Genomic DNA, 12188 nt, shown 5'->3' with positions numbered 1-12188 from the left:
ATGAAACCATGCGACGATACAGCCACGCCTTCCGGGTCCTCATGGACCGGGAGCTGTTCAATCTGCTTGCCGAGGCCTCCGCCAAGACGGGCATACCCAAATCCCGTTTCGTGAGATACGCCATCCAGCCGTTCAGCTACACGGAACTCGCCCCCGGCACCACCGATTGGAACGACGTGTACCGCACCGACCCCGACCCCGAACATCCGCTGAAGCAGGGACGCCAGCTCAATGTCATGTTCACCGGCGACGAATACGAGATGCTGTGCCGGGCCGCGTTCAAGCTGGGCATCGCGCGCAGCGCATGGGTGCGGGAACGGGTGTACGCGCTCCTCTGCCGCTCCTATGCGGACGAGCTCTCCCCGCTCACGGACGCGAGCATCCGCGACAACGCGACGATGCTCCTCAAGGAGCTCAAGACGAAGGATGCGGGAAGATGACATTCCAAAAAAAGGAAGAGCCCCTTCCCATTCGTGGAAGAAGGCATCACCCCGAACGATCATCCACCCTCATGCGTTTTCCTATGCGCTCGTATGGATATATCCATGGACATCCACATGGACACGTCTATGGACACCCACATGGATATGTCCATGGACATCCACATGGAGATGCCCATCAAATCGAAGGTAAGCAAGCTAGACGGATTGTATATACAATCCGAGCCCGCAGCCTCCCGCGCCCTGCGGCGCTGGAGCAACAACCCGAGTGCCGAAGGCCTGATAATCAATGATCCATGAGAGGAGGAAACGATGGCGAGGAAAAGACGGTGCAGGCAAAACGGTCCACGCGAAAAGGCGGTGCTGATCCGCGTCGATGACGACGAGAAACGGATGCTCCAGGATGCCGCGCGGCGACGCGGCCAGACCGTCTCCCTCACCGTCATCGAGGCGGTGAAGCTGTTGGAGGGAAGCCTGTACGTCGAGGAGGAGGAACATGATTCGCCCACCGTCCAGGCGCTCAGGGATATCGAATACCAGCTGCGCCGCATCGGCCGCAACGTCAACCAGATCGCGCACAACGCGAACAGGGAGATGAACGCGACCATCGAGGACGAGGCATCGGCGTCCTACGCCGTCCGGCAATGCCGGGAGCTGATCGACCATCTCGATGCCGTCATCGGGCAGTCCGGGGGAGTGCCTGATGACGCGAACCGGTCAGAGGAGGGTCAGGCTTTGCGGACGGTCCGCTTGTAGTCCTTGGATTTCTTCGATGAACCGGGAGAACGTCATGGTTTCTCCCTGGATCAGGTCGTCATAGGATTCCTTGACTACCTTGGGCATGACCAGGTGGATGTGCAGTTCATCGAGTTGGGCGAGCTTGGGATGGGTCACGTCGCCGGGAGTCAGGGTGAACAGGTGTTTGTCCCTGATCCGGTTGGCTTCGTCGGCGACCTGGCGGAAACGATCCTTGATGGAGGTTTTCGAGGCGAGCATACGCAGCTGTTCCTCGGGGAACGCCGGATCCTCGTAGGCGGCTTGCGAGGGGAACAGGAAATCGGGTTTCTTTCCGTTTTCCGTCTTGGCCTGTGCCTCGTATTCGATGCCGCGCGCGTCGAGGATGTGGGCGATGTGGATTTCGAGGACCTTGCCTGCGCGGCTCATGCGCCGGTTGCGCACGGAGGTGTAGAACGAAGTGAACGAGTCAACGTCGATGACGCCATCCGATACGAATGGCGCGGCATCGTAGTCGTGTTGGATGACCGCCCGTTCATAGAGTTTGAACAGCAGGTAGCTGCGGTCGTAGTATTCGATCACCACGTCGTCAGGGTCATCGTGCGTGGGGTCCACGTCCGTCAAGGAGGATTGGGAGAAGGCCGCGAACTCCTCGTTGCTGGGGAACCTGTATCCCCATCTGCCGATCATCTCGGGGAGATACGTGTCATCCCGCACTTCGACGTTGATGCCGAGAGCTTCGAAGATCTGCGCGCCGAAGGCGTCCAGCTCACGTTCCGTGTTGTCGTGGAAGCGGAACGCGCCCTCCTGTTCGTCGTCGATGCCGAAGAGCCATTTGGCTTGGGCTTCGGCCGTGCTGTCATGCTGTGCGATGATGATCAGCAGGCGATTGTCCCTGAGCATACCGAAGCACATGAGGTCGCCGGGGCGGGCCATGCGGATTGGTTCGCAGTCCTTGTAGTAGAGACGCCATTCGGCGCTGCGGTTCGGGTTGTTGCGCCGTGCGTCGTACCATGTGGTTTCGAGGTCGGCGACCGCCGGTGCGTCGTCGTCGCTCAGGTACATGAGCGCGGTGGGTATGCCGTGCCCTTGTGAGGCTCTGCGGTCCTCGCCGGTGCCGAGCAGTCTTCTGAGCGCGTCGTTGCCGCCGAACTCGTGCTGGTTGCTGCTGTTGGCGTCGATATCGACGGCCGATAGTTTCTTGGCCGCGACCGGGCCGATGTAGTCGCCGATTCTTCCGTAATCGCTCATAATCCATGAGCATAGACCAATCGGACAGGGAACGCCTCGGGCGAATCAGTCGGACAGGTAGGGTTTCATCGCCTCGCCTATGGCTCGGATGACCGGCACTGCGACCGAGTTGCCGAACTGCCGGTATGCCTGCGTGTCTGATACCGGGATACTGAACGAATCCGGGTAGCCCATCAGTCGCGCGCATTCGCGCGGGGTTAGCCTTCGAGGGTTCTTTCCCTCGCCGCGTGAGACCAGTATCTCGCTGCCGTCCTTTCCGTACCGCGCGCTCAACGTGCGCGTGTGGTCGGTGGCGGCATCGACCATGCCATATCCGAAACCGTTGCCTGCGGCCTCGTGCTTCTTCTTGTAGTTCTGGAGGTACGTCCACAGCTTGTCGCTCAGAACATATTTGTCGGGAACCTGGGAGGCGGGCAGGAGGATGCTGCCGACGTTGCCGTGCGCGATGGGCTTCACGTCATCGAACGTGAACCCGTTCTCCTCGCGAAAGCCCACGATGTACGTGCGTTCCCTGTGCTGGGGGACGAAGCCCGCCGCGTCGATCAGCTTGTAGGTGACGTGGTATCCAAGGTCTTCGGTCAGCACGGAATATATCGTCTTGAACGTGCGCCCACGGTCGTGCGAGAGCAGGTTCTTCACGTTCTCCAGGAGGAACGCCTTCGGCTGCTTCGCCTTGATGATTCTCGCCACGTCGAAGAACAGTGTGCCTTGGGTCTTGTCCTCGAAGCCGGTGGGACGGCCCATGCTCTGTTTCTTGGAGACGCCGGCGATGGAGAACGGCTGGCACGGGAATCCCGCGAGCAGCAGGTCGATGTCGGGAACGTCATGCTCGTCGACCTTGGTGATGTCGCCGGCCACGGGATTCTCGTCGTGCCAGTTCGCCTCATAGGTCTGCACGCTGTACTTGTTCCACTCGGACGAATACACCACGTGCGCGGCATCGCCCAGCGCCTGCACCATTCCCATGCGGATGCCGCCGATGCCGGCGAACAAATCCGCTATCCTGATCTCACTCATACGGTTCCTCCGATTCCCGAGAAACCCAGGATAGCACATGAGAAGGGCGCGGCCCGACACCCCGCGAAATCATCGCGTAAATAATCCCGTGGCGTTCGGGAGCAAACTTCCCCCGGACGCCACGACCGTCACCTCAGTAAGCCGGAACCTCCATCGAGGCCGTCGAGGGGAACACCGGGCACGATGCCCATCCCGTTCACGGCATCATTCGTCTTTTCCACGACCCCAGACGATTGGGCCAAAGTCAGCCCGCCGGGCACATGGCCGACGGCGTTCTGTGAGAGCCAATCGGAGAGCCGGGAGTAGTCGCCCGTCTCGTAGTATCGCAGGAGCATAGAGACGAACTGCGCCTTGTCTTCGGGAGGGATCGAGAAGATGCCGATGCCGTCGTGTATGAGCTGGTGGTTGGCAACCATCAGCGCGGTGCGCTTGTTGCCGTCCGAAAACCATTGTCCCCGCGTGACCGCGCCGAACAGCAGCATCGCAGTGTCCTCCCCTTCTGACTCCTCCAGGATGCCGCGAACCCTTTCCTGTGAGGACTCGACGGCGGGGATCTCCGGCACCCATCCCGTGCCGCCGATCCTCACGCCGTATTCACGCAAGCGGCCGGCGTCGCGCACGAGGCCTTCGCCGATGATGCGGTTGTATTCGCGGATGTACTGCCAATCGACTGGATAGTCGATGTTCTCGAGCAGGAACCTCCACGCGCGCTTGATGTTGTTCACCGTGACTATATCGTCCACGCTCATACCCTCGGGCGCGCGCCCGTCGAAGATCTCCTGCGTGTCGGGGAAGGTGACGCCATCAACCTCGATCTTGGCGGTGCGCCAGATCGAATCGACCAGCAGCCGCTTCGCCAGTTCCACGGCCGTGCGCCTATCCGTCGTCGTATCGTTCTTCACCGGTTCCATCAAAGCTCCTTATCCGTTTCCGATAATTCTATCGAAGTGGCCGTGCCGGCAAAGGGCGCATATCTCTCATAGACGCCATGCGCCGCCGTGCCGGGCGTGCGGGCGGAGAATCATCGTATGATACCGAATATCGTCAGGGGTTCGGACCCGGCCGGCCTGGTGCGCTACCTGTTCGGCAAGGGACGGCGCAATGAACACACCGACCAGCATCTCGTGTGCGCGAGCGGCGACATGTTTCCCTCGTTTGACATGGATGGCAGGCCGGCGGCGTCGTATGCGGAGATAGGCCGCAGGTTCGACCGACGCTACCGCGTCAGGGAACGCAAGGACGATCCGTTCCCGCCCGACATGCGAGGCAAGGACAATCCCGAACGAGAGCATGGCAGGAAGCGCGTGTGGCACTGCTCGCTCGCCATCAAGGCCGGCCAGGGCATACTGACCGATCAGGAATGGGAGGCCGTCATCCGCGATTATCTGACGCGCATGAACATCATCGACGGCGACGACGATCAGGGCGTCACGTGGCTCGCGGTCCGCCACGGACTGTCCGCCAACGGCAACGACCACGTGCACATCATGGTGCAGCTCGCCGCCGACGACGGATGGATCAACCCGTACCACGACCGGATCAACGCGCAGAGATCATGCAGGCGGATGGAGAAGACGCGCCCCGAACTGGTCGGGCTCGCACGCTCCGATACCGGCACGCGCGTCAGCTGGCAGTACGGGCAATGGCGTCAATGGGCCGAATGGAAGGCGCGGAACGGGTACGGCGACGACGAGGGATGGGAGGCGTTGGACGGCAAAGCGAGGAGCCGGCTCGTCACGGCGGTCGCCGCCTCCACGATGCCGCGCCAGTATGTCGGCCGGATCGTGGAGGCGTGCGCCAAGGCGTCGCGCAGCGAGGACGAGTTCATACGCCGCGTGCGCAGGGAAGGCTTCTCCATCGACCCCAGGCTGCGCAAGGGAACCGCCAAAGACTCGTTCACCGACCCCGGCCAGGTGGTCGGCTACAGGATCACGTGGCATAGCACGGACGGGTGGACGGAACGGTTCAACGCCTTCGAGCTCGGCGACGACATGCGATTGAAACGACTGCGCGACGACTGGGCGGACGATGCCAGAAGCCGCAGCCTCGCCGTCCAGGAATGGCGCGCCGCGATGGAGAACCGCCCGCCCTTCCTCGATGACGGACGAGAAAGACACCCCGAGAATCTGTCCACGCATGACATGGAACGCCTCGTATCCGAAGCGTTCTGCATCGCCGCCAGTCTCAACAACGCGGCGGACGGCGACGAATACCGGGCAGCGATGCGCGAGGGCCTGCACACGTTCGACATGCTGCGCGAACGCTACGGAATCGCGCCGGAATACGGTCTATGGAGCATGGTCGCCTCTGACGGGGAGAACCGGCCCCGCCGTTAGGACGCTTCCCGGAAAAAGCTCAGATGGTACGGCCCGAGGAGGGAAAACCGAGCGAATCGGGCAAAGCCGATGCTGGATCGGGAGAGTTCGCCGGCTCGTCTCCCGGCATGATCGGCTCGATGGACTCGTTCGCCTTCGTCCAGCACGCGTTCAGGCGATCGGCCATCCGCGCGTCCAGGCCCTCGCAGGATTCGGATATGCCGGCGAGGACCTTCCCCGCCATACGCCGGGCCATATCCGCCACCCTCGAACCATCGAGACCGTGACGTGTCGCCAGATCCTCCCAATCCTGGGGCGTGGTGTGCTCCGCGAAGGCGTGATCCTCGTTCAACGGCATGGTGAGTTCCCAGTTGAACTCGGGCCAATACCTGGTGGCGACCGCATCATACTGGGGAGACAGGCGTATCCCCGATGCGGGGTCGAGGATCAGGGAATAGTTCTTCGCATGTGCGTCGCTGTTGGCGGACGACGTGTTGAAGGCCAGCCTTTCGAGCCACCGGTAGGACAGGGAACCCGACGCGTCGATGCGTTGCAGGAGATCCAGGCAGTCGTCGGCCGACGGATCGTATTTGTCGCGGGTCGGCAATCCCAACGCTTGCAGGAAGTCCTCTTGCCGCAGTCGGACGATTCGGCCTTCCTCCAGGCGACGGTCGAACCGTTCCACGATATAGGCCGTCTTGTGCTGCGCCGTGATCTCGCCGCGTGCCGGTGTGTCGATGCCGCACAGTTCCGACAATCGCATCGTCGCCAGTTCCACCTTGGTCGCCTCGGGAAGATCATGGGGCTTCGGTTTGACGATGTGGGTGGAGGGCAGCATCATATCCGGCCAATACCACTTGCCGTCCACGCGGGACAGTGTGAACTTGCCCTGCGCCCCTCCCAAGGAGAACCGGCAGTGGCTGTCCTCGTCCCACCAGTAGTTCCTGGTCCGCTCGATGCGGTCGATTTCGTTGGCTATCTGGGAATCGGAGATCAGACGAAGCGTCGGCGATGGGATTGGAGGTTCCGGGGAGAGGGAGAACACCAGTCCGCCGGTGGCGTCAACCCGGTCCAGCAGATCGAAGACGCCGGCCGAGGAGGCATTCAGGTGCTCACGCATGGCCTGGCGGACGTTCGGATTGTCGGGCAATAGATTGTCCAGGAAGTTACGCGGTGCCTGGTCTCTCCATCCGCCGGTTCGGGGCAGGCTCAGACTGATCGGCAGACCCTCGTTCGCGTCGTACGCGAACGATATGCGCTCCTCGTCGTCTTCCGAGAACACGCCCACATGATGCCCGTTCTCCCAGGCGTGCAGTTCCCTCACAGCAGTCTCCCCGCGTAGGCGGACGGCAGCGTTTCGGTGCGGATGTGCAGCAGGTCGAACATCCTGTACACGTAGCGGATGGAGGTCAGACCGGTCTCCACGAGCTCTTCGGCGCTTGAGAGGGGAACCCCGGCTCTCCTGGCGAGTTCGGCGGCGTCGAGACCCATGACGGACATGCGTTCGCGCACGCAACGGCGGACCGACGAGGTGTCGGGGAAGAACCGCGCCGGGTTCTCCTCCTTCTCGTCGGGAAGACCCTTGTAGGCGGTCAGGGCATCATATTTCGACAGATCCAACGTCACGTGTGCCATGCTCGTCCTTTCCGGTTCCGAAAGCCGTTGACACCATGATACGGCCATCCGATGCCGGCGCACCCCACGAACCTCATGGCAAGGGGTGCGCCGGCATCGGCGTCAGCGTGCGTTGCCGTTGGTCTCGGGTTGCAGGATCTGCGGCGTCGAGACGTTGGCCTGGTCGGGTATCGGCTGGTCCGTGGGGTTCATGGAGGATTCCATGGCGGGACTGTATTCGCCGAACGGGTCGGGCCCGTTCCATTCCTCGGGTTCGTTCAGGTCGAGTGGCATTTCCTCGTATCCGTCGGGCTCCCCGGTCGTCAGGTCGCCGCCTCCCGTGGTCTCGGGCTCGGGTTCGGATGCCGGTTTGCGTTCATCGGCGGCGGGTTTCGTATGAGCCTTCACGGGCGCGGTGGTTCCGATGATGGGTGCGGCGTCAGCGTTCTCGGTGCGTTCGACCTCGCTTATGGTGCTGGGCTCGTCTCCTGTGGCCTTGTTGTCCGCGTGCGAGGATTCCGGCAGGCCCTGGTCCTTGAGGAAGCTGATCCGGGAGGCGGCGTCGTCCACGCCGTTGACCGGCGCGCACATCACGGCGTCAACGATCCTGTCGTGGTCGTAGCCCGTCCATTGGCCGGTGAGCCGCGAGTCCACGAAGAACGTGGCGTCGTCGCCGTGCGCGGCCTGGAACGCCTGCGCGTCCTCCACCCGTTGCAGGTCCACGGGCACGCCGGCCGTGTTGAAGGCGTTCAGGGTGGCCTGCAACGCGGGCGACTGGTCGGTGTAGGTGATGTTCACGTGGTTGGTCAATTGGTCGGCTGCGGCGTCGATGTGCGTTTCCGGGTGGCGTTTCGACCATTCGTCCTTCAGCCGGGCCTTCGCCTCGATGATCTGCCTGCGGAAGCCGGGGTCGTTGCCCTCCAGTTGGTCGGCGACCATCCATCCTTGCAAGAGGGACGAGTCGCGCATCTTCCTCCAGCCGTCGCCGTCGGCAAGCACGGTCGCGTTCAGGGTGGACTCGAACCCCTTGTTGAGGCGTTCCCTGTTGTCCATCTCCCATTGTTCGAGGCGGATGGCCTGCTGCTGCCGTCTGGTCTGCTCGTAGCGTTCGTTCTGGACGGCGCGTTCGGCGCGTTCCCTGCGTCGCGCGCGGTCGCCGCTCAGCTCGTTGTGCAGGGTGCGCAGCTGCTGGGCGACGCTGTTCCAGCTCTGGACCATGATCTGGTCGAAGCCGTCCTCGGGATCAGATTGAGCCATTGTTTCTCCTCCTTGTTGGCGTGATGGTGGTTTCCTTGTTTTCCTTGCCGCCTGCGGCGGGGACCGACAACGTTTCCAGGATCGGTTCGCGCCATGCCCGGTTCGGGCGTTCGCAGGGCAGCGGTTCGCCCTTCCTGGTGAGATTCTGCTTGCAGTCGAGGCTGGCGACGATGCCACGGTCCTTGTCGAACACGCGGTCGAGCATCGACGCCGCCTGTATGTAGAAGATCATCATCTGGCCGGGTGCCTTGCGCGAGTTCTCATAGGCGCGCCACATGGCGTCGAGCGGGAACACGAGCGCCGGATAGCGCCACCAGTCGCTCACCCATTGCATGTTCACGCTCGCGCTCTGGTGGTAGCAGAACACGTTGGCCACGAACCTTTCCACGAACGCGGCGAGGTTCGGATAGTAGGTCTCGCTGCGCCGCATTCGCGCTCCGAACTGGCCTGACACGTCCCTGGCCCGCGCGGGATCGAGGTCGCCGGATTCGTCCCGGCCGAGATCCGTCTTCCCCTCCTGCGCGGGCGGCATACGGGTGTCGGATTCCTCCGCACCGGCCTTTGGAGGGGTGTCGTCACGGTCCGTTGCATCTTCCGGCGGTTTCTCGTAGCCGTTGCCGGTTTCCCCGGCATCGGCCGGAATCCCCGATCGGATGGGTTCCGCCGCGCGCCGGCCGGCCGGCATCACGGGTGCGGTCGGCGTCGGCTCGCCTTGGCCCGGCATGGTTTCCTCCTCGATCTCCTTGTCCTCGGGGATGTGCGGCGCTTCGGGGTTAGGCAGTCCCTTGCCGTAAGGCACGCCCTTCTCCTCCAGGATGGCGCGGGTGAACAGTTCCAGCCATCCGCAGTCCGATGACAGCAGGGTCCTGGCGGCACCGACCGCGCGCTCCCATTCCTCCCCATCAGGGCCGGACGTGGTGTTCGACGTGTGTTCGCTCATTATGCGGCCTTTCTCTGCTCGTCTCGGGCTTTCGCCTTGGCCTGCGCCAGGGCGTCGGCCCATTGCCTGTTGCCCGTCCATGGCAGGGTCTTGACGATCTGCGCCCGGGATTGGGATGCGAGCAGCAGCGCGCGTCCGACGGGCCATTCGGTCAGGTCGGAAACGTCGAGGATGTTCTCCTTCTGGATCGAGTTGTTCACGCTGCGCCGTCCGGTGCCGTCGATGTTGACGCTGCCGCGCACGATCTCCCTCTGGCCCACCAGCTGGCTGATCTCGCCGAGGAACTTCGCGTCCTTGATGCCGCCCAGGTACACGGTGATGTTCGCGTTGTTGAACAGCGAGCCGAAGTTCGTCTCGCCGAACGCGGCCCTGCCCTGGTCGGGGTTCTGCCAGATCGTCATGATCGGGATGCCCGCCGAACCGAAATACGAGTACACGTCCGCCAGTTCGGGCCAGCGGCAGATGTTCGCGGCCTCGTCCAGCACGCAGCACAACGGGACCGGCAGACGGCGGTTGTTGCCGGTGAACTCGGATTGGGCGCGTTGGAACGCGGTGAACGCCACCACCGCCGTCAGGCTCGCGGTCAACGCGGTCGAGGGCCGGCCCTGCGCCGAAAGCAGGTACAGGGTGTCCTCGCTCGTGGCGAACTCGTAGGGATCGAACAGGCCGCGCCGCTCGTCGATGTTCCCATTCGCATCCCGGTGCGGGTCGATCCAGTCGATGATCTCGGGGTCCGCGAGGAACGCGACCATGGTCTGAAGGCTGCCGAACACGCCGCTTCGGGTTTCCGGCGTCAGCGCGATCACGCTGGACACACGCGAGGCGATGCCCGCGTAGCGCGGGTATTCGCTCAGGATGTCGGCCGGCGACGTGTCGCGCTCGTTGGAGCACCACCTGAACACGTCGGACACGGAACGGCCTCCCAGATGCGCGGCGAACAGGTAGTCGGCGAGCTGCTGGGCGGCGGTGCCGGGGAAGAAGTCGTCGCCGCCGGTCTGCGGCTGGCCCGACGCGTAACGCCAGCAGTCGGCGATGCGTTTCGCGTCGGCGATGGACTGCACCGACGCGATCAGGTCCCACACCCACGGCGCGCTCTTCCGGTTCGGGTCCGCGATGCGTTCGGGGTCGAACGTCCATATCCGGCCGTTCGGATGGTCGAGCCTGCGGATCGGGGCGGTCACGTCGAGGATATCGCCCTTGTTCGAGGTCGCCAGGCACGGGCCCGGAGCCGAGAGCACGGCCGGGATCGCGTAGCACAGGGACTTGCCGGAACGCGGGCCCGCCAAAACGATAGCCATGTCCTCCCAACTGGTGTACATCGACGTGTTGTCCACGATGTTGAGCCCCAGCGGATAGCCCGGCGACATGCCCTTTCGCCAGTGGTCCGCTTCTATGAGCCTTGACGCCATGGCCTCGGCGCGCTGGCGCGTCACCTTCTCCACGGCCTCGCCATGGCCCATCGCCGGCGCGTACACGTCCACGCGGGTGCGTGCCTTGGCACCGGTGGCCCACGGCACGGCCTTGCTGGCGATCAGCCACGCGCCCACGCCGCACACCACGGCCAGCACGACGAGCACGGCCACGGCCAGCGCCCACTGGCCCGCGGTCAGCGACCATTGGCCGGAGACCAGGTACAGGAGCGCGAAGATCTGGAAGGGATGCCCCGCATGGGAGCACACGAGGGCGAACACCGTGAGGATCAGGAACACCGCGACGATGATCGCCAGTTCGATCTTGCGGCTGGGACGGACCGTGCCGCCCAGATCCTTCACTCGGTTCGATTGCAGTTTCGGATCGACGTCGGCCAAGATTCATTTCTCCTTTCAAGCATCGACGGCGGAACCGATGGAAGCGGTCCCGCCGTCGATGCGCCAGGGCTTGCGTCATGGCTAGCGGACGTTGCCCGTCGTGAAATCGGATGGGGCGGAAAGGAAATCCGGTGCCGCAGGGTCCGCCGGAGCGGGAGCCGCGCCCGGCGTCGGATAGCCCGACAGCGGGTCGAAGGGCTCGCCGTTGAAAGTGCGGGGAACGCCGTCGCCAACGTATTCGCCGCGCGAGGCGTCAACCTGGTCCGTCCATGGATCCGTTCGCCCGGCATCGGCCACGGCACCGGCCTGTTCCTTGTCCTGGCGTTTGCGTTCGCGGGCGAGCTGGATGCGCCGGGACACGATGGAATCGATCTGCATGGAATCGCCGATCACGACCGGACGTGCGTATGCCTTGCCGTCCTTCTGGCTGATGAAGGCGTCGGGATCGCCCATGCGGCCGGTCGCCACCACGGCGTCGCCCTGGCGGAAATCCATGCCGTGCAGGAGCTCGGCAGCCTGGCCCCAGAATTTCACGGTGGTTCTCACCGGGCCGAGCGGATTGTCCGTATAGCTGCCGTCCTTCTGACGGACTCGCGGGCGGTCCTCATACACGGTGGCGCGCAGGTACGCCGAGCTCGTGGTGCCGTCCGCGTCGGCTTTCGCCGGCCAGTAATCGGGGTTCGCGGCGAGGAGACCGCGAACCACTTGCATTGACTGTGGCATGATGATGGTCCTTTCATTCGGGGAATACCAGCGCCTTCAATGGCGGCGGCGACTCCCATCATCCGGCCGGACCGGTGGCCTCGCGGGG

General features: G+C 63.6%; 13 protein-coding genes. 4 read left to right on the top strand and 9 right to left on the bottom strand.

The annotated features are described in order from the left end of the window. Positions 1 to 8: 8 nt before the first annotated feature. From BBKW_RS04995 to mobC, 3 genes are all read left to right on the top strand, one after another. Positions 9 to 440: a ribbon-helix-helix domain-containing protein gene (locus BBKW_RS04995; protein ID WP_034255043.1), complete on the top strand. Its 432-nt coding sequence runs from the start codon at positions 9 to 11 to the stop codon at positions 438 to 440. A 93-nt stretch (positions 441 to 533) separates the two neighbouring features. Continuing rightward, entirely contained in the window at positions 534 to 740 is a 207-nt protein-coding gene (locus BBKW_RS04990) for a hypothetical protein (RefSeq protein WP_231858523.1), read from the top strand. A gap of 12 nt (positions 741 to 752) precedes the next feature. Next, on the top strand, positions 753 to 1196 hold the full coding sequence (gene mobC / locus BBKW_RS04985) for a plasmid mobilization relaxosome protein MobC (protein WP_012471833.1): 444 nt from the start codon (positions 753 to 755) through the stop codon (positions 1194 to 1196). On the opposite strand, the gene BBKW_RS04980 is transcribed toward mobC, so the two are convergent. The 3 genes from BBKW_RS04980 to BBKW_RS04970 form a co-directional block, all read right to left on the bottom strand. Beyond that, positions 1158 to 2426 carry a type II restriction endonuclease gene (locus tag BBKW_RS04980; protein WP_007057143.1) on the bottom strand — a complete coding sequence of 423 codons (1269 nt, stop codon included), beginning with the start codon at positions 2424 to 2426 and terminating at the stop codon, positions 1158 to 1160. The genes mobC and BBKW_RS04980 overlap by 39 nt on opposite strands. Before the next feature lie 45 nt (positions 2427 to 2471). Next, positions 2472 to 3443, bottom strand: coding sequence for a DNA (cytosine-5-)-methyltransferase (dcm, locus tag BBKW_RS04975; RefSeq protein ID WP_007057142.1), 972 nt, complete (start codon positions 3441 to 3443; stop codon positions 2472 to 2474). 128 nt (positions 3444 to 3571) lie between these two features. Further along, positions 3572 to 4354 (bottom strand): Fic family protein, encoded by a 783-nt coding sequence (locus BBKW_RS04970; protein WP_033501929.1) that lies wholly within the window; start codon positions 4352 to 4354, stop codon positions 3572 to 3574. 117 nt (positions 4355 to 4471) lie between these two features. Here BBKW_RS04970 and BBKW_RS10720 point away from each other — a divergent pair, with 117 nt between their 5' ends. After that, positions 4472 to 5779: a hypothetical protein gene (locus BBKW_RS10720; protein ID WP_033501930.1), complete on the top strand. Its 1308-nt coding sequence runs from the start codon at positions 4472 to 4474 to the stop codon at positions 5777 to 5779. A 19-nt stretch (positions 5780 to 5798) separates the two neighbouring features. On the opposite strand, the gene BBKW_RS04960 is transcribed toward BBKW_RS10720, so the two are convergent. From BBKW_RS04960 to BBKW_RS04935, 6 genes are all read right to left on the bottom strand, one after another. Beyond that, the gene (locus BBKW_RS04960) at positions 5799 to 7082 is read right to left on the bottom strand and encodes a HipA domain-containing protein (protein ID WP_033501931.1); all 1284 of its coding nucleotides are present in this window, start codon (positions 7080 to 7082) and stop codon (positions 5799 to 5801) included. Then, entirely contained in the window at positions 7079 to 7393 is a 315-nt protein-coding gene (locus tag BBKW_RS10715; protein WP_007056064.1) for a hypothetical protein, read from the bottom strand. The genes BBKW_RS04960 and BBKW_RS10715 overlap by 4 nt, the downstream gene beginning before the upstream one ends. 102 nt (positions 7394 to 7495) lie before the next feature. After that, the gene (locus BBKW_RS04950; RefSeq protein ID WP_033501932.1) at positions 7496 to 8629 is read right to left on the bottom strand and encodes a hypothetical protein; all 1134 of its coding nucleotides are present in this window, start codon (positions 8627 to 8629) and stop codon (positions 7496 to 7498) included. Next, positions 8616 to 9569: a DUF4913 domain-containing protein gene (locus BBKW_RS04945; protein WP_033501933.1), complete on the bottom strand. Its 954-nt coding sequence runs from the start codon at positions 9567 to 9569 to the stop codon at positions 8616 to 8618. Before BBKW_RS04945 ends, BBKW_RS04950 begins: the two co-directional genes overlap by 14 nt. After that, positions 9569 to 11377: a type IV secretory system conjugative DNA transfer family protein gene (locus BBKW_RS04940; protein ID WP_033501934.1), complete on the bottom strand. Its 1809-nt coding sequence runs from the start codon at positions 11375 to 11377 to the stop codon at positions 9569 to 9571. The genes BBKW_RS04945 and BBKW_RS04940 overlap by 1 nt, the downstream gene beginning before the upstream one ends. Positions 11378 to 11458: 81 nt before the next feature. Further along, entirely contained in the window at positions 11459 to 12100 is a 642-nt protein-coding gene (locus tag BBKW_RS04935; protein ID WP_033501935.1) for a hypothetical protein, read from the bottom strand. Positions 12101 to 12188: the final 88 nt, after the last annotated feature.

This window comes from Bifidobacterium catenulatum subsp. kashiwanohense JCM 15439 = DSM 21854, assembly GCF_001042615.1.
Lineage (GTDB): Bacteria > Actinomycetota > Actinomycetes > Actinomycetales > Bifidobacteriaceae > Bifidobacterium > Bifidobacterium catenulatum.
The sequence above is the reverse complement of the archived record's forward strand: the minus strand, read 5'-3'. Positions and strand labels throughout refer to the sequence as shown.

Excerpts from the sequence above, each read along its gene's own strand:
- BBKW_RS04995 (WP_034255043.1), top strand. The coding sequence starts at position 9 with ATGCGACGATACAGCCACGCCTTCCGGGTCCTCATGGACCGGGAGCTG.
- BBKW_RS04990 (WP_231858523.1), top strand. The coding sequence starts at position 534 with ATGGATATATCCATGGACATCCACATGGACACGTCTATGGACACCCAC.
- mobC (WP_012471833.1), top strand. The coding sequence starts at position 753 with ATGGCGAGGAAAAGACGGTGCAGGCAAAACGGTCCACGCGAAAAGGCG.
- BBKW_RS04980 (WP_007057143.1), bottom strand. The coding sequence starts at position 2,426 with ATGAGCGATTACGGAAGAATCGGCGACTACATCGGCCCGGTCGCGGCC.
- dcm (WP_007057142.1), bottom strand. The coding sequence starts at position 3,443 with ATGAGTGAGATCAGGATAGCGGATTTGTTCGCCGGCATCGGCGGCATC.
- BBKW_RS04970 (WP_033501929.1), bottom strand. The coding sequence starts at position 4,354 with ATGGAACCGGTGAAGAACGATACGACGACGGATAGGCGCACGGCCGTG.
- BBKW_RS10720 (WP_033501930.1), top strand. The coding sequence starts at position 4,472 with ATGATACCGAATATCGTCAGGGGTTCGGACCCGGCCGGCCTGGTGCGC.
- BBKW_RS10715 (WP_007056064.1), bottom strand. The coding sequence starts at position 7,393 with ATGGCACACGTGACGTTGGATCTGTCGAAATATGATGCCCTGACCGCC.
- BBKW_RS04950 (WP_033501932.1), bottom strand. The coding sequence starts at position 8,629 with ATGGCTCAATCTGATCCCGAGGACGGCTTCGACCAGATCATGGTCCAG.
- BBKW_RS04945 (WP_033501933.1), bottom strand. The coding sequence starts at position 9,569 with ATGAGCGAACACACGTCGAACACCACGTCCGGCCCTGATGGGGAGGAA.
- BBKW_RS04935 (WP_033501935.1), bottom strand. The coding sequence starts at position 12,100 with ATGCCACAGTCAATGCAAGTGGTTCGCGGTCTCCTCGCCGCGAACCCC.